This window comes from Streptomyces radiopugnans (assembly GCF_900110735.1).
Classification (GTDB): Bacteria; Actinomycetota; Actinomycetes; order Streptomycetales; family Streptomycetaceae; genus Streptomyces; species Streptomyces radiopugnans.
This window is the reverse complement of record NZ_FOET01000001.1, coordinates 510,491-526,507: the sequence shown is the minus strand read 5'-3', so window position 1 is coordinate 526,507 and position 16,017 is coordinate 510,491. Positions and strand designations below refer to the sequence as shown.

General features: G+C 72.0%; 16 protein-coding genes. 7 read left to right on the top strand and 9 right to left on the bottom strand.

Features of this window, described 5'->3' with window-relative positions; translation table 11 throughout:
- Positions 1-52: 52 nt before the first annotated feature.
- The 3 genes from BMY40_RS02210 to BMY40_RS02200 form a co-directional block, all read right to left on the bottom strand.
- Positions 53-628 carry a TerD family protein gene (locus BMY40_RS02210; RefSeq protein ID WP_093654744.1) on the bottom strand — a complete coding sequence of 192 codons (576 nt, stop codon included), beginning with the start codon at positions 626-628 and terminating at the stop codon, positions 53-55.
- 104 nt (positions 629-732) lie between these two features.
- Positions 733-1,191 carry a peroxiredoxin gene (locus BMY40_RS02205; RefSeq protein WP_093654742.1) on the bottom strand — a complete coding sequence of 153 codons (459 nt, stop codon included), beginning with the start codon at positions 1,189-1,191 and terminating at the stop codon, positions 733-735.
- 143 nt (positions 1,192-1,334) lie between these two features.
- Entirely contained in the window at positions 1,335-1,775 is a 441-nt protein-coding gene (locus tag BMY40_RS02200) for a DUF3052 domain-containing protein (RefSeq protein ID WP_093654740.1), read from the bottom strand.
- A 420-nt stretch (positions 1,776-2,195) separates the two neighbouring features.
- On the opposite strand from BMY40_RS02200, the gene aceE reads away from it, so the two are divergent.
- On the top strand, positions 2,196-4,928 hold the full coding sequence (aceE, locus tag BMY40_RS02195; protein ID WP_093654738.1) for a pyruvate dehydrogenase (acetyl-transferring), homodimeric type: 2,733 nt from the start codon (positions 2,196-2,198) through the stop codon (positions 4,926-4,928).
- 104 nt (positions 4,929-5,032) lie between these two features.
- Here aceE and BMY40_RS02190 read toward each other — a convergent pair whose 3' ends face one another.
- Positions 5,033-5,323 (bottom strand): hypothetical protein, encoded by a 291-nt coding sequence (locus BMY40_RS02190; protein ID WP_093654736.1) that lies wholly within the window; start codon positions 5,321-5,323, stop codon positions 5,033-5,035.
- Positions 5,324-5,382: 59 nt separating this feature from the next.
- Between BMY40_RS02190 and BMY40_RS02185 the strand changes: the two genes are divergently transcribed.
- The gene (locus BMY40_RS02185) at positions 5,383-6,204 is read left to right on the top strand and encodes a potassium channel family protein (RefSeq protein WP_093654734.1); all 822 of its coding nucleotides are present in this window, start codon (positions 5,383-5,385) and stop codon (positions 6,202-6,204) included.
- On the opposite strand, the gene BMY40_RS02180 is transcribed toward BMY40_RS02185, so the two are convergent.
- Positions 6,185-6,640 (bottom strand): peptidase inhibitor family I36 protein, encoded by a 456-nt coding sequence (locus tag BMY40_RS02180; RefSeq protein WP_093654732.1) that lies wholly within the window; start codon positions 6,638-6,640, stop codon positions 6,185-6,187. The two genes, BMY40_RS02185 and BMY40_RS02180, sit on opposite strands and share 20 nt — an antisense overlap.
- Before the next feature lie 142 nt (positions 6,641-6,782).
- Positions 6,783-8,384, bottom strand: a complete 1,602-nt coding sequence (locus BMY40_RS02175; protein WP_093654730.1) for an MFS transporter — start codon at positions 8,382-8,384, stop codon at positions 6,783-6,785.
- A gap of 116 nt (positions 8,385-8,500) precedes the next feature.
- On the opposite strand from BMY40_RS02175, the gene BMY40_RS02170 reads away from it, so the two are divergent.
- Complete coding sequence (locus tag BMY40_RS02170) at positions 8,501-9,163, top strand: TetR/AcrR family transcriptional regulator (RefSeq protein WP_093654728.1); 663 nt, start codon at positions 8,501-8,503, stop codon at positions 9,161-9,163.
- A 292-nt stretch (positions 9,164-9,455) separates the two neighbouring features.
- Positions 9,456-10,355: a DUF4429 domain-containing protein gene (locus BMY40_RS02165; protein ID WP_093654726.1), complete on the top strand. Its 900-nt coding sequence runs from the start codon at positions 9,456-9,458 to the stop codon at positions 10,353-10,355.
- 77 nt (positions 10,356-10,432) lie between these two features.
- On the opposite strand, the gene BMY40_RS02160 is transcribed toward BMY40_RS02165, so the two are convergent.
- Positions 10,433-11,458 carry an aldo/keto reductase gene (locus BMY40_RS02160; protein WP_093654724.1) on the bottom strand — a complete coding sequence of 342 codons (1,026 nt, stop codon included), beginning with the start codon at positions 11,456-11,458 and terminating at the stop codon, positions 10,433-10,435.
- A gap of 8 nt (positions 11,459-11,466) precedes the next feature.
- A complete protein-coding gene (locus BMY40_RS02155) occupies positions 11,467-11,970 on the bottom strand; it encodes a MerR family transcriptional regulator (protein WP_093654722.1) in 504 nt (167 codons plus the stop codon).
- Positions 11,971-12,070: 100 nt separating this feature from the next.
- Here BMY40_RS02155 and BMY40_RS02150 point away from each other — a divergent pair, with 100 nt between their 5' ends.
- From BMY40_RS02150 to BMY40_RS02140, 3 genes are all read left to right on the top strand, one after another.
- Positions 12,071-12,889, top strand: a complete 819-nt coding sequence (locus BMY40_RS02150; protein WP_093654721.1) for a serine hydrolase domain-containing protein — start codon at positions 12,071-12,073, stop codon at positions 12,887-12,889.
- Between the two features lie 77 nt (positions 12,890-12,966).
- Entirely contained in the window at positions 12,967-13,680 is a 714-nt protein-coding gene (locus tag BMY40_RS02145) for a type 1 glutamine amidotransferase (RefSeq protein WP_093654719.1), read from the top strand.
- Positions 13,681-13,939: 259 nt separating this feature from the next.
- Entirely contained in the window at positions 13,940-15,292 is a 1,353-nt protein-coding gene (locus tag BMY40_RS02140) for an SGNH/GDSL hydrolase family protein (RefSeq protein ID WP_093654717.1), read from the top strand.
- A gap of 69 nt (positions 15,293-15,361) precedes the next feature.
- Here the strand turns inward: BMY40_RS02140 and BMY40_RS02135 are convergent, their stop codons facing one another.
- Positions 15,362-15,817: a hypothetical protein gene (locus BMY40_RS02135; protein WP_425443059.1), complete on the bottom strand. Its 456-nt coding sequence runs from the start codon at positions 15,815-15,817 to the stop codon at positions 15,362-15,364.
- Between the last annotated feature and the right edge of the window lie 200 nt (positions 15,818-16,017).

Genomic DNA, 16,017 nt, shown 5'->3' with positions numbered 1-16,017 from the left:
GACTGCCGGGATCGGGTGCAACCGACCGGCGGCAGGAGGTGACCGACAGGTCTCAGACGTTCACCCCGAAGTCCTGCGCGATGCCGCGCAGCCCGGAGGCATAACCCTGGCCGATGGCCCGGAATTTCCACTCCGCGCCGTGGCGGTACAGCTCGCCGAAGACCATGGCGGTCTCGGTGGAGGCGTCCTCGCTCAGGTCGTAGCGCGCCAGCTCCTTGTTGTCGGCCTGGTTGACCACGCGGATGTAGGCGTTGCGGACCTGGCCGAAGCTCTGCTGGCGGGTCTCGGCCTCGTAGATCGACACCGGGAAAACGATCTTGGCGACCTCCGCGGGCACCCCCGCGAGGTTCACCTTGATGACCTCGTCGTCGCCCTCGCCCTCACCGGTGAGGTTGTCACCGGTGTGCTCCACGGAGCCGTCGGGGCTGGTGAGGTTGTTGAAGAAGACGAAGTGCTGGTCGGAGACGACCTTCCCCTCGGCGTTCGTCAGCAGCGCGCTGGCGTCCAGGTCGAAGTCCGTGCCCGTGGTGGTGCGGGCGTCCCAGCCGAGACCGACGATCACGGCGGTCAGGTTGGGGGCTTCCTTGGTCAGCGAGACGTTGCCGCCCTTGCTGAGGCTGACTCCCACGAGTCCTCCCGGTTGGTCATGAGGAGCACGATGTGCCCCCGTTGCGTGGATGCCGTTCGATAACGAGCCGATCCTAGTGATCGGTTCCCGGCGTTCGCAGGGCTCTACAGGCTTTCGAGGGCCTTCGCGTACTCGTTCAGATCGCGTGCGTCGGGCAGCGCGTTGACCACCGTCCAGCGCACCACGCCCTCCTTGTCGATGATGAAGGTTCCGCGCACCGCGCACCCCTTCTCCTCGTCGAAGACGCCGTACTCGCGCGCGGTGTCGCCGTGCGGCCAGAAGTCCGACAGCAGCGGGTAGTCGAGCCCCTCCTGCTCCGCGAAGACGCGCAGCGTGAACGGGGAGTCGCACGAGACGGCCAGGAGCTGGGCGTCGTCGTTGACGAAGCGGGGCAGCTCGTCACGCAGGGCGCACAGCTCGCCGGTGCACACCCCGGTGAAGGCGAAGGGGTAGAAGAGCAGGACGACGTTCTTCTCCCCCTTGAAGTCCGCGAGCCGCACGGTCTCGCCGTGCTGGTTCCTCAGCTCGAACTCCGGGGCCTTGTTGCCCACCTCGATCGCCATGGACGCGTTTCCCTTCTGTAGGTGACGCCCCCACCCTACGCAGGGCCCCCGGGCCCCCGAAAAGCACCGAGCCCCCGTACGGCGGGTGCCGTACGGGGGCTCGGCCCGGTCTCCTCGGGAGGCCGGGAGGGATCAGTGGTGGGTCACCGCTTGCCCGTGCGGGCGGTCTTCGGGGTGACCAGGCGGTTGCCGGTCCAGTCCTTGCCGGCGTTGACGGTGCTCGTCTGGGCCAGGCCCGCGGTCTGGGCCGCCTCGCCGATCTCGCTCGGCTCGACGTACCCGGGCCGCCCGGTCTTCGGCGTCATCAGCCAGACCGGGGCACCGTCCTCGACCAACGTGATGGCGTCCACCAGCGCGTCCGTCAGGTCGCCGTCATCCTCGCGGAACCACAGCACCACGGCGTCGGCCATGTCGTCGTAGTCCTCGTCGACGAGTTCCTGGCCCGTGATGGCCTCGATTCCCTCGCGGAGGGCCTGCTCGGCGTCGTCGTCGTAACCGAGCTCCTGGACCACCTGCCCGGGCTGGAAACCCAGCCTCGCGGCGGGGTTGGTCCGCTCCTCCGCGTGGTCCGCGGTCGCGCTCACGGATTGCCTCCTGTCATCTTTCGAAAGTAGCTGGTGCCCGCGCGGGCGCGCGGAGCATTGGGCGTAGTCCACACGGGCCGGACCGATCGCGCAAGTACCCGGCCGCTGATCCCGCCCAAACGTTGACGTGTCGCCCCACACCACCTGAACCGCTGTGGTGCACGGCACACCCGTACGCCTATTTTGCCCCAATCGATGGCGAATAAGGCCAGGGTCGAACGGCCGTGCGTGGACCGCGGCCCTCTTGGGCGTAGGGTTGCCGTTCGGCCGACTCACGCCCCGGCCGCAACGGCCCGGGCACCCGGGCGTCTCACGGAGTGGGGTTACCCCTCGGTAGAGATGACGTATCCGCCCCAGCGGTACACGATGGGAGACGGCGCGACATCCCAGCAGAGCAAGACCGAACAGCGAAGGAACAGCGTGGCTTCCGGATCCGATCGCAACCCGATCATCATTGGTGGCCTTCCCAGCCAGGTCCCGGACTTCGATCCCGAGGAGACCCGGGAATGGCTCGACTCGCTCGACGCCGCCGTCGACGAGCGGGGCCGGGAACGTGCCCGCTACCTGATGCTCCGCCTCATCGAGCGCGCCCGCGAGAAGCGTGTGGCCGTGCCGGAGATGCGCAGCACGGACTACGTCAACACCATCGCGACCAAGGACGAGCCGTTCTTTCCCGGCAACGAGGAGATCGAACGCAAGATCCTCAACGCGACCCGCTGGAACGCGGCCGTGATGGTCTCGCGCGCTCAGCGGCCGGGCATCGGGGTGGGCGGCCACATCGCCACCTTCGCCTCCTCGGCCTCGCTGTACGACGTGGGCTTCAACCACTTCTTCCGCGGCAAGGACGGCGGCGACGGCGGCGACCAGATCTTCTTCCAGGGCCACGCCTCCCCCGGCATCTACGCCCGCGCCTTCCTGCTGGACCGGCTCACCGAGGCGCAGCTCGACGGGTTCCGCCAGGAGAAGTCGAAGGCGCCCGACGGTCTGTCCAGCTACCCGCACCCGCGGTCGATGCCTGACTTCTGGGAGTTCCCGACCGTCTCCATGGGGCTCGGCCCGATCGGGGCGATCTACCAGGCCCGGATGAACCGCTACATGCAGGCGCGCGGGATCGCCGACACCTCCAACTGCCATGTGTGGGCCTTCCTGGGCGACGGCGAGATGGACGAGCCCGAGTCCCTGGGGCAGCTCTCCCTGGCCGCCCGCGAGGGCCTGGACAACCTGACCTTCGTGGTCAACTGCAACCTCCAGCGGCTCGACGGCCCGGTGCGCGGCAACGGCAAGATCATCCAGGAGCTGGAGTCGGCCTTCCGCGGCGCCGGCTGGAACGTGATCAAGGTCATCTGGGACCGCTCCTGGGACCCGCTGCTGGCACAGGACCGCGACGGTGTGCTGGTCAACAAGCTGAACACCACCCCCGACGGCCAGTTCCAGACGTACGCCACCGAGACCGGCGCGTACATCCGCGAGCACTTCTTCGGCGGCGACCACCGGCTGCGGAAGATGGTCGAGAACATGACCGACGAGCAGATCCTGCACCTGGGGCGCGGCGGTCACGACCACCGCAAGGTGTACGCGGCCTACAAGGCGGCCCGGGAGCACAAGGGCCAGCCGACGGTGATCCTGGCGCAGACGGTCAAGGGCTGGACGCTCGGCCCGAACTTCGAGGGCCGCAACGCCACCCACCAGATGAAGAAGCTGACGGTCGAGGACCTCAAGCGCTTCCGCGACCGGCTGCACCTGCCGATCTCCGACAAGGAGCTGGAGTCCGGCCTGCCCCCCTACTACCACCCGGGGCGGGAGTCGGAGGAGATCCAGTACATGCACGACCGGCGGCGCGAGCTGGACGGCTTCACGCCCAGGCGCGTGGACCGCTCCAAGCCGCTGGTGCTGCCGGGCGACAAGACCTACGCCACGGTGAAGAAGGGCTCCGGCCAGCAGCAGGTCGCCAGCACGATGGCGTTCGTGCGGCTGCTGAAGGACCTGATGCGGGACAAGGAGATCGGCAAGCGGTTCGTGCTGATCGCCCCCGACGAGTACCGCACCTTCGGAATGGACTCGTTCTTCCCGTCGGCCAAGATCTACAACCCGCTGGGCCAGACCTACGAGTCGGTGGACCGCGAGCTGCTGCTGGCGTACAAGGAGTCCCCCAACGGCCAGATGCTGCACGACGGCATCTCCGAGGCCGGGTGCACGGCTTCGCTGATCGCCGCGGGCTCGGCCTACGCCACCCACGGTGAGCCGCTGATCCCGGTCTACGTCTTCTACTCGATGTTCGGGTTCCAGCGCACCGGCGACCAGTTCTGGCAGATGGCCGACCAGCTCGCGCGCGGCTTCGTGCTCGGCGCGACGGCCGGCCGCACCACGCTGACCGGTGAGGGGCTGCAGCACGCCGACGGCCACTCCCAGCTGCTGGCCTCGACCAACCCGGCCTGCGTCGCCTACGACCCGGCCTTCGGCTTCGAGATCGCCCACATCGTGCAGGACGGCCTGCGGCGTATGTACGGCGAGAACGCCGAGGACGTCTTCTACTACCTGACCGTCTACAACGAGCCGATCAGGCAGCCCGCGGAGCCCGAGGGCGTGGACGCCGAGGGCATCGTCAAGGGGCTCTACCGGTACCGGCAGGGTGAGGCCGGGTCGATCCCGGCGCAGATCCTCGCCTCCGGCGTGGCGGTGCCCTGGGCCGTGGAGGCACAGCGCATCCTCGCCGAGGACTGGGATGTCCGGGCGGACGTCTGGTCGGCGACCTCGTGGAACGAACTGCGCCGCGAGGCCGTCTCGGTCGAGGAGCACAACCTGCTGCACCCGGAGGAGGAGCAGGGCGTGCCGTACGTGACCCGCAAGCTCCAGGGGACCGAGGGCCCGGTGCTGGCCGTCTCGGACTGGATGCGCTCGGTGCCCGACCAGATCGCCCGCTGGGTGCCGAACCGCTACCAGTCGCTGGGCGCGGACGGTTTCGGCTTCGCCGACACCCGCGGCGCGGCGCGGCGCTTCTTCCACATCGACGCCGAGTCGATCGTCCTGGGTGTGCTCACCGAGCTGGCCGGGGAGGGGAAGGTGGACCGCTCGGTGCTCAAGCAGGCCATCGACCGGTACCGGCTGCTCGATGTGACCGCCGCCGACCCGGGCCCGGCGGGCGGGGACGCCTGATCCGCGACCGCGGCCCCGGCCGCGGATTGCGCCGACGTGCCGCATGACGTGCCCCGGCCCCGGCCTGGAAGCCGGGGCCGGGGCACGTCACGCACAGCGCGCCGTCACACCCACAGCCCCCACGAACCGGAGGCGGCGAAGAGCCATATCAGGCCGAAGACGGTGTCCAGCGCGCCCAGGACCACGGCCACCACCGCCGCCTTCGACCGGGTGTTCCAGCGGCGCCCCATGGCGAGCCAGCCGCAGACCATCGCGATGGGGCCGAGCACGAACCCCATCACGAAGAGCCCGACGACCGCGCAGACCGCGCCGATGACACCGAACGTCGAGCGCTCGTCCCCGGTGAGATCCCCGCCGCCGCGCCGTTTGCCTTCGAAGTACCGCGTGCCCGTCATCTTCCCTCCCAGGGTCGTCGGACCGGCTGTGGCTTCGGATACCCCGGGACCCCCGTACGATGCCGGGCATGGCGGACATACGGGCCAAGGAACGCTGGGAGCGCCGGACGCAGGGACCACTGCTGCTGTTGTCGGTCCTCTTCGCCGTCGCCTATGCCGCACCGATCGTGCGCACGGACCTCGCTCCGTGGGTGCGGGACGTGTGCAGGGCTGTGGAATGGAGCGTCTGGGCGGCGTTCGCGCTGGACTACGCGGTACGGCTCCGGCTGGCCCCGCGGCGGTGGGCCTTCGTGCGCAGCCAGCCTCTCGCGCTGCTGGCGGTACTGCTTCCCCTGCTCCAGCCGCTGCGGCTGCTGCGGCTGGTCTCCGCGCTGCTGCTGGTGGGGCAGCGGGCCCGGATGGCCTCCCGGGTACGGGTGACCACCTATGTGGCCGGCTCGTGCCTGGGGCTGCTGGTGTTCGGCTCGCTGGCCGTGCTGGAGGTCGAGCGGAACTCCCCGGACGGCAACATCAGGACGCTCGGTGACGCGGTGTGGTGGTCCTTCACCACCATGACCACGGTGGGCTACGGCGATCTGGCGCCGACCACCGGTCTGGGCCGGCTGCTGGCCATCGGGCTGATGCTCTCCGGGATCGCTCTGCTCGGTGTGGTCACCGCCAACATCGCCGCCTGGTTCATCGCCCGGTTCGACGAGGAGGACGCCGCCGAGCGGCAGCAGAAGGCGGCGATCGAGGGGCTGACGGCCGAGGTACGCGCCCTGCGGGCGGAGGTCGCGGAGCTGCGGGGCGGGCTCACGGGCTCGGGTGGGCCCGGGGACGGGACGGTGACGGGCGGAGCGGTGACGGGCGGGACGGGCCACGTCAGCTCTCCCAGATCTTGACGGCCCGCACCCGGTAATCCGTCCGCGGTGCCCAGCTGCCCGACGGATAGGTGTCGAACTCGCCGGTCTCGGCGCACTCCGCGCTCTGGTAGGCCGTGACGGGCCGCCCGGTGCGGTTGGCGAGCGAGGCGGCGGAGGTGCCCTGTGGCAGCGGCACACAGCTCTCGATGTCGGTGTCCGCCAGTTCGTGGGTGCGGCGCGGCCCCCTGAAGTCCGCACGCTCCCACAGGCACAGCTCCCCGGCCGCGCACTCCCCCAGACGCGGTGCCGGCGCCGCCGCCGACACGGCCGTCTGTGGTGTCAGCACCGTGAGCACCGCGGCGGCTGCGGGCAGTGCGGCCCGGCGGGCCCTGTGGCCGCGGTTGCCGAGGGTGCGGACGCGGTCGGTGTGGATGCGGCGGGTGTGGGCGCGGCGAGCGCGGTGTACGTGACGCATGTGGGTCTCTCCCCCGTGTCGGTCGTCGTGCGATCAGCTTCGACACGGGTCGGCCGGCCTGCCAAGCGCAGACCGGCCGTTTCACCGGGACGGGTAACGGAGTTGTCCACAACCGCCCGGTTGTCCACAGCTTTCCGCCGCGTCAGACATGCACCGAGGGAGCCGTGCCATGCTGGCCGCCCTTGGTGAACAGCGCGACGCCCGCGGCCAGGACGGCCACGATCCCGGCGAGGGTGAAGGCCAGTCCCATGCCGGAGAGGAAGGAGTCGTGCACCACCCGGGCCATGGCCTCGGCCGCCTGTGCCGGGGTGCCGCCGGGGGCGGGCGGGGCGATGCCCAGTTCGGCGGCCTTCCCCAGCCGTTCGGCGTCCTGCGGCGGCAGCAGGGGAAGCTGGGCCTCGGCCCACTTCACGGGCAGGGTCTCGTGCACCCGGGAAGCCATCACCGCGCCCAGGACGGCCGTGCCGAGGCTGCCGCCGACCTGCATCGCGGCCTGCTGGAGACCGCCGGCGACCCCGGCGTGCTCCAGCGGGGCGTTGCCCACGATGACCTCGGTGGCGCCCACCATCACCGGGGCGAGGCCGAGACCGAGGAGGCCGAACCACAGCGACATCTCGAGGGTGCCGGTCCCCCGTTCCAGGGTGGACAGGCCGAACATCGCGACCGCGGTGACCAGCATCGCGCCGACCATCGGGAGGCGTGGGCCGACCTTGGTGATCAGCCCTCCGGCGACGGGCGAGGCGACGATCATCATCGCGGTCAGCGGCAGCATGTGGAGTCCGCTGTCCACCGGGCTCATCCCGTGGACGTTCTGGAGGTAGAAGGTGACGAAGAAGAGGCCGCCCATGAAGCCGAAGGCCATCAGGACCATCAGCACGGTGCCCGCCGAGAGCGGGACGGAGCGGAACAGCCTGAGCGGCAGCAGGGGCTCGCCCGACACGGTCTCCCAGGCCAGGAAGGCCAGGAGGGTCAGTGCCGCGATCACCAGGGACCACACCGTCGCGTTGTCGCCCCACCCCCACTCGGGCGCCTTGATGACGGCCCACACCAGGAAGAACATCGCGCCCGACAGCAGGACGACGCCGGGTATGTCGAAGGATCTGGGGGCGTTCTCCGCCCGGTGGTCCACCAGGATCGCCAGGCACAGGAGCACGGCCAGCAGCCCCACCGGGACGTTGACGAAGAAGACCGACTCCCAGTTCACGTGCTCCACCAGCAGGCCGCCGACGATCGGCCCGGCCGCGGTGGAGGCGCCGATCACCGCGCCCCAGATACCGATCGCCATGTTGAGCTTCTCGGCCGGGAAGGTGGCGCGCAGCAGGCCCAGGGCGGCGGGCATCAGCAGGGCGCCGAACAGCCCCTGGAGCACCCGGAAGGCGATGACCGTCGTGACACTCTCGGACAGCCCGATGGCGCCGGATGTGACGGCGAAGCCGACGATGCCCGTGAGGAAGGTCTGGCGGTGGCCGAAGCGGTCCCCGAGCTTTCCGGCGGTGATCAGCGCGACGGCCAGGGCGAGCAGATAGCCGTTGGTGATCCACTGGACGCCGGCGAGCGAGGCGCCGAGGTCCTGCTGGATGGCCGGGTTGGCGATGGCGACGATGGTGCCGTCCAGGGTGACCATCACCACGCCGAGCGCGACGGCGAGAAGGGTCAGCCAGGGGTGGCCGCGCAGTCCGGCACGGCCGGGCGCCGCGTCCGACTCCGATGCGCCGGGAGTGGCGGAGACGGTGTTGGAAGTCATGGCCGGGAGCCTAGTGTCAGCGACTGACACTTTCGAAGCGATTATGTGCCGACCGGTTTAAGCCCAGCTCACAGGTAGGGTGACCGGCACCTTTCGAGACGGCAGGAGGTGGCCGGGTGGCCGGACTGCGCGAACGCAAGAAGCAGCGCACCCGGGACGCGCTGGTCCGCACTGCGCACGAACTGTTCGTCGCCCAGGGATACGAGCGCACCACGATCGACGAGATCGCCGCCGCCGTGGACGTCTCCCAGCGGACGTTCTTCCGCTACTTCGCCAGCAAGGAGGAGGTCGCCTTCGCCCTCCTGCGGACGGTCGAGGAGCGGTTCTTCACCGCCGTCCGGGAGCGCCCCGCCGACGAGGCGCCCCTGCAGGTCCTGGGCAACGCGCTCGGCACTGCCTGGAACCATATCGGCGACGCCATCCAGGAGGTCGTACCGCTCGAGGTCTACATGAGGATGTGGCGGGTCATCGAGACGACCCCCGCCCTGGTGGCGGCCCATCTGCGGCACTCCACGGAGCAGGAGGAGCGGCTCGCCGCCGAGATCGCCCGCCGTGCGGGGGTCGATCCCGAGCACGATCCGCGGCCGCGGGTACTGGTCGCCGCCTTCGCCGGCGTGCTCCAGCTCGCGGGACGCCGCTGGGCCGCCGGCCGCGACATCACCGTGGAGGGCGCGCGCAGGGTCTTCCGGGAGCACCTCGACCGGTTCGGCCCCGCTCTGGCGGAGGACTGGCGGCCCGCCGGCGGAAGCGGAGAGGACACTCCTGCGTGCCGGGGGTGACACCGGACGCCCCACCGCGGTTCACCCGCTCGGGTGGGTTCACGCCTCCGGGACGCGGGTGGGACGCCCGGCGGGCGGGGCCGCCCAGGCGCCCCCGGTGTGGCGCGGCGGCGACGGCCGTCTCCACACCCGGCGCTCCCCTCGTACGCCCGGTACGCCCCGGGTACGCCACCGCCGTCCCGGCCGACATGACGACCGTCGGTACGGACGGCTGCCGGCGGGTGGACGAGGTGTGACGCGTGCGGCGCGGCTGGAGAGGAAGACCCGGGCACCGACGCATACGATGACCCGTATGGGTGACGTGCTGGCCGGAATTAACTCCTCCTGGGAGTTCGACACCGACTCCGTGCTCATCCGCTTCGAACGGGGCATCCGCACTCCGAAGCTGTTCCACGTGCTCGGTGAGCGGCGCGTCCCCTACGAGGCGCTGAGGTCTGCCGAACTGGTCCCCGGCACCAGACGGGGCACGGTCGTGCTGCGCGCCGAGCCGCGCCCGGGCGCCGATCCGCTGATGGAGGCCGCCGCCGGGCAGCTCAGGGAGACCAGCGACCCGTACCGCCTGGTGCTCCCCGCCGAACACGAGCCACTGGCCGCCGCCTGGGTCAGCGAGCTGACCTCCGTCCTCGGCCCCCGGGCGCAGGAGCCGGCCGACCGCCACCTGGTCGCCGCGCCCGCCGCTCCGCTGCAGTTCAAGGCGTACGACGGCAAGGTCTCCTTCGACGGCCGGGCGGTGTCCTTCCGCTGGTTCTGGACCGGGGCCTCCTCGGCGAAGTGGAAGGCGGGCGACCAGTCGTTCCCGGTCGGCGAGTTGCGGGGCGTCCGGTGGCGCTCGCCGGAGGTCGTGGGCGGCCATCTGCGGCTGGTCCGCCGCGGCGAGGCGGAGGACCGGGAACGCCCGGAGGCCGACCAGGACCCGGCCGCCGTCGTCTTCGGCCTGGGCTACGGCCTGGTGCACGAGTCGCTGCCGCTGGCGGCCGCGGTGCTGGAGGCGGTACGGGCGGCCGAGCCCGCACCGGTCCTGGAGACGGCGGCGGCTCCCGCCGTCCGCACGGCGGACCCGGTCGCCACGGTCCGGCCCGCCCCCGCCGACATCGCCGACCGCATCCGGCACCTGGGCGAGCTGCACGGGGCCGGGCTGCTCACCGACGAGGAGTTCAGCGCGAAGAAGGCCGAACTCCTCGCCGAGCTGTGAGCCGTGAACCGCGCCGAGCCACGAGGTACGCCAAGCCGTGAACGGTGCCGGGCCGTGAGGTGCGACGGGCTCCCGCCCTACTCCCGCCCCGCCGAGGTGAACCCCAGGTCGGCGTAGCGCCCGCCGGCCACGCGGCCGACGATCGGCTCCAGTGCGGCCTGTTCGTCAGCCGTCAGCTCGACGCGGGTGGCGGCGGTGTTCTCCTCGACCCGTTCGCGCCGGCGCGTGCCGGGGATCGGGACGACCGGCAGCCCGTGCACCGCGGCCCGCTGCTGCACCCACGCCAGGGCGACCTGCCCGGGCGTGATCCCGCGCGTCTTCGCGATCGCGTGCAGCGGCTCCCGCAGGGCGGCGTTGGCCGCCGCGTTCTCCCCGGTGAAGCGCGGCATCGTGCGCCGGAAGTCGTCGTCACCCAACTCCCGGGCCGCGTCGGTGAACGCGCCGGCCAGAAAGCCGCGTCCCAGCGGCGAGTAGGGCACGAAGGCGACGCCCAGCTCCTTCGCGGCGGGCACCGCCGTGCGCTCCACGTCGCGGCTGAAGACCGACCACTCGGACTGGACCGCCGCGATCGGGTGCACCGCGTGCGCCGCGCGCAGTTCGTCGCCGGTCACCTCGCTCAGCCCGAGTCGCCTGACCTTGCCCTCGGCCACCAGCTCGGCCATGGTGCCGACGGTCTCCTCGATCGGTACGCGCGTGTCGCGGCGGTGCATGTAGTACAGGTCGATGACGTCGACCCCGAGCCGCTCCAGGCTGCCCTCGGCGCACCGCCTGATGTAGGCGGCGTCGTTGCGGATGCCGCGCTTCGCCGGGTCCGCCGGGTCCATGACGACACCGAACTTGGTGGCCACCACCACCTCGTCCCGGTGCGCCCTCACGAAGGGCGCGATGAACCTCTCGTTCTCGCCGAAGCCGTACAGGTCGGCGGTGTCGTAGAGCGTGACGCCCAGTTCCAGGGCCCGCTCGAGGGCGGCGCGGGCCCCGTCGGCGTCCGTCGGCCCGTAGGCGAAGCTCATGCCCATGCAGCCCAGCCCCTGGACGCCCACCTCGGGGCCGTCCGCGCCGAGCCGCGCCGTGGCGATCCGTCCGGTCCTCTCCTGGCTCATCCGGTCCCTCAGAACCTCTCCGACGCCCGCCGGGCGTCCGCATAGAATTCGATCTTGCAGTCGAGGACCGCCAGCGTGCCCCGCAGCTCGTCGATCCTGCGCCTGACGTCCTCGCGGGTCGCGCGCAGCAACTCCTGCCGCTCCTCGAAGGTGTGGTCGCCCGCGCGCACCAGTTCCGCGTAGCGCACCATGTCCGCCACCGGCATTCCCGTCAGGCGAAGCTTGCCGACGAAGGCCAGCCAGTCCAGATCCCGGTTGGTGAAGCGGCGCTGCCCGGTGTGCGAGCGGTCGATGTGCGGCATCAGCCCGATCCGCTCGTACCAGCGCAGCGTGTGGGCGCTCAGACCGGTGATCGAGGCGACCTCGCTGATCGTGTAGCGGTCCCGTCCGTCCGGCCGCGGATGTGGCACGTCGGCCGTCGCGCACAAGTCCGCCGGCAGCTCCCCGGCCTCCCCACCGGCGTCCGTGTCCGTGTCCGTCCCCGTCTGCACCTGCGTCTGCGTCACGGTCATGGGGGAACGCTACGGAGTTCGAGTGCGCTCCAGGCAAGCGAATAACGAGGGTGAACTCCCGCCACGTCCGCCCGCGGCGCCCCACGTTAGGCTCGGGAGCATGGACAGCCTGCGCACGATCGAGAACTGGCCGGTCACGACGGCGGCTGCGGCCGTCGTGACCGCCGACGGCACGGTGGCCGGAACGCGCGGCCCCGCCGATCACCGCTTCGCGCTCGCCTCGGTCACCAAGCCGCTGGCCGCGTACGCGGCGCTGGTCGCCGTCGAGGAAGGCGCGATCGAGCTGGACGAGCCGGCCGGACCCGAGGGCTCGACGGTGCGGCACCTGCTCGCCCACACCTCCGGCCTGGCCTTCGACGAGCACCGCACGATGGCCGCCGCGGGCACCCGCCGGATCTACTCCAACACCGGCTTCGAGGTGCTCGGCGACCACATCGCCAAGGCGACAGGCATCCCCTTCCCCGAGTATCTGCGCCAGGCCGTCCTCGTCCCCCTGGGCATGGCCGCCACCGACCTGCCGGGCTCCCCGGCCAAGGACGGCGTCTCCACCCTGGCCGATCTGGTCCGCTTCGCCGCCGAGCTCCAGGCCCCGCGCCTGCTGGACCCGCGCACCGTCGCCGAGGCCACGTCCGTGGCCTTCCCCGGCCTCCCCGGCGTCCTGCCCGGTTACGGCAACCAGAAGCCCAACGACTGGGGCCTGGGCTTCGAGATCCGCGACGGCAAGTCCCCGCACTGGACGGGCGCCTCCTCCTCCCCGCGCACTTTCGGCCACTTCGGGCAGGCCGGTACGTTCCTGTGGGTGGACCCGGACGCGGGCGCCGCCTGCGTGGCCCTGGCGGACCGGGCGTTCGGCCCCTGGGCGACCGAGGCGTGGCCGCCGTTCACCGACGCGGTGCTGGCCGAGCTCCGAGGGAGCTGAGGCACGCGGCACGAGGCACGCGGACCGGCCCCGGCGGGGCGCGGGCCGGCACGGTTCGACGCGGGAAGGAGCGGCGAATGGGCGGGCGACCACGCCTCCTGACGGTGCAGCACACCCCGAACGGCGGGCCGGGCCGGTTCGGCACCTGGCTGGCCGAGGGCGGCCTGGCGCTGGACGTCGTCCGCGCGTACGACGGCGAGCCGCTGCCCGCCCGGCTGGGCGGCCACCGGGGCCTCCTGGTCCTCGGCGGCGGTTACCTGCCGGACGACGACGCGCGCGCCCCCTGGCTCGCCTCCGCCCGTTCCCTGGTCGCCGAGGCGCTGGACGGCGGCGTACCGGTGTTCGGGATCTGCCTGGGCGGCCAGATGCTGGCCCAGGTCGCGGGCGGTGCGGTCGCGGGGGAGCACGGCGAGCCGGAGATCGGCAGCACACCGCTGACGCTGCGGCCCGAGGCGGCGGACGATCCGCTCTTCCACGGCCTGCCCGAGCGCACCGCCGCGATCGAGAACCATGTCGACGCCATCACCGAACTCCCGTCCGGCGCACGGTGGCTGGCGCGGAGCGAGCGGTGCCCGTACCAGGCGTTCGCCGTGGGCGGCCGGGCGTGGGGTACGCAGTTCCACCCCGAGGCGACGGCCGCGCAGGTGCGGGCGTGGGATCCGGAGCGGCTGCGGCGCCTGGGCTTCGATCCCGCCGAGACCGTACGCCGGGCGGAGGCCGACGAGCCCGCGTCTGCCGAGGTGTGGCGCACGGTCGCCCTCCGCTTCGCCTCGCTCGTACGCGGCGGCTGAGCCGGTACGGCCTCCGCCGGGCGAAGTCGCGGACACGGCCGCAAACGCTCTCCCCGCCGTCGGCGTCCCGCTCGCACCCTCCTGACCGGGGCCTGCCGGGCGGACCGGCGTACCCGCCGCCACCGCCGTGACGCTCTGCGCGACCTCACCGAGCAAATTAATCAGGCGAGTTCACGAATTCCTCTTGTCTTTCCGCCCGCGCCGATTAGGGTCGCTCACGCCCACCGGACGGCAACGGACCCTGGAGGTCGGACAGCCCATGAGACGGAGATCGTCCCTGACGAGCCTGCTCACCGCGGGAGCCCTGGCGGCGACCGTTCTTCTGACCTCCCAGGCCACCGGCGCCCTGGACACCACCGCCCCCGGCACCGGGGACCGCACCGGCACCCACGCCTCCGCCGACTCCGCGTCGCGGGACGCCCGCGGAGCGGCACGGCACTGGGTGAACACCTGGACGTCGATGCCGCAGCTCACCGAGCCCCACAACATGCCGCCCGCCCCCTTCACCGAGGACGGGCTGGTCATGGACGACACCACGCTGCGGCAGACCGTCCGCGTCACGGTCGGCGGCGACAGGATCCGGCTGCGCTTCTCCAACGCCTTCGGCGGTACCGGCCTGCCCATCACCGCCGCCTCCGTGGCCTTCCCCGAGGGCGGGAAGGCCGGGACCGACGCGATACGTCCGGGCACCTCCCGCCCGCTGACCTTCAGCGGCAGGCCCTCGGCCCTCGTCCCCGTCGGAGCCCAGGTCGTCTCCGACCCGGTGGACATGAAGGTGGCTCCGGGGACCAACCTCGCCGTCACCCTCTACCTGGCCGACGGCCAGGCGTCGAACGACATCACCTCCCACCCCGGCTCGCGGACCACCTCCCACCTCCTGCGCGGCGACCACGTCACGGCCGAGGACCTGCCGGGCGCGACGGCGACGAACCACTGGTACTTCCTCAGCGGCGTCGAGGCGTGGTCGGCGAAGTCCACCCGGGCGGTCGCCGTCCTGGGCGACTCCCTGACCGACGGCCGCGGCTCCACCACCAACGGCAACGACCGCTGGCCGGACCAGTGGTTCGACCGGCTCCAGGCCCGCCGCGGCACCGCCCACCTCGCCGTCCTCAACCAGGCCGCCGGCGGCAACCGCGTCCTCCACGACGGACTGGGCCCCAACGTCCTGGCCCGGCTGGACCGCGACGTGCTGGCGCAGACCGGGGTGGAGTCGCTGATCGTCTTCGAGGGCGTCAACGACATCGGCACCGCGGCGGCCACCGAGGCCGCGCAGGAGCGGGTCGCGGCCGATCTGATCGCCGCCTACGAGCAGATCGTCACCCGCGCCCACGCCCACGGCATCGAGGTCCACGGCGCGACGCTGCTCCCCTTCGGCGGCAACGAGATGTACGACGACCCGGCCGGGCACCGCGAGAGCGCCCGGCGGAAGGTCAACGACTGGATCCGCACCAGCGGCCGCTTCGACGCCGTCATCGACTTCGACCGCGCCGTCCGCGACCCCGCCGACCCCGAGCGGCTCCGCCCCGACCTCCACGACGGCGACTGGCTCCACCTGAACCCCGCCGGTTACGACCGGCTGGCCGCCGCCGTACCCGGGCGCCTGTTCCGCTGATCCGGCCGGTTCCACCGGCTCCCGGCCCGTCCACGGCCGCCGCGTGCGGCCGTGGACGGGCCGGAGCCGTCAGGCGGCGTCGGAGCCGGTCTCACCGGGCCGATCCCGGCCGTGCAGCAGCAGGAAGAACGTCCGCAACGACTCCCGCGAGCCGTACGCGAAGCGGTTGGCCACCCTGCCCAGCGGGTTCCACACGCGCCCGTCGGGCATCCGCACACCCACCGGCTGCCCGAATCGCTCGCGCTGCCCGGTGTCGAAGTCCACCCACACCGCCCCGGCCCGCCGGACCATCACCTCCCCCAGGTATCCGCCCAGACCGAACAGGACCTCCGCCACACGTCCGGCGGGCTCCGCACCCTGGCGGCGCATGCCCTCGATGACCGCGTCCACGATGCGCAGGCTGTCCACGGAGTAGTCCAGGGGCAGCCGATGCCCGGCCCTCCCCGACGTCAGGTCCGTGACGAACTCCGCCACATGCCCGCGCATCCTTCCGGCCGTGGGTCTCGCCGCGGTCTCCGTGCCCATGAGCGTCTCCCCTCGCGTTCGGCTCGGCACCGGGCAGCGGTACGCCGGACGCCGCCCGAGGGAGGGGTCCATCCCCCTCCCCCTCACCAAGCGCCGCCGCATACTGCCTGGTCACGCCCTCGCGGTGTGGCGGTATTCACGTTTACGCGGTGTCAGCGAAGCCTTCCGGCGCCGGGCCGGGGCAGGGGGCCGCGCCACCT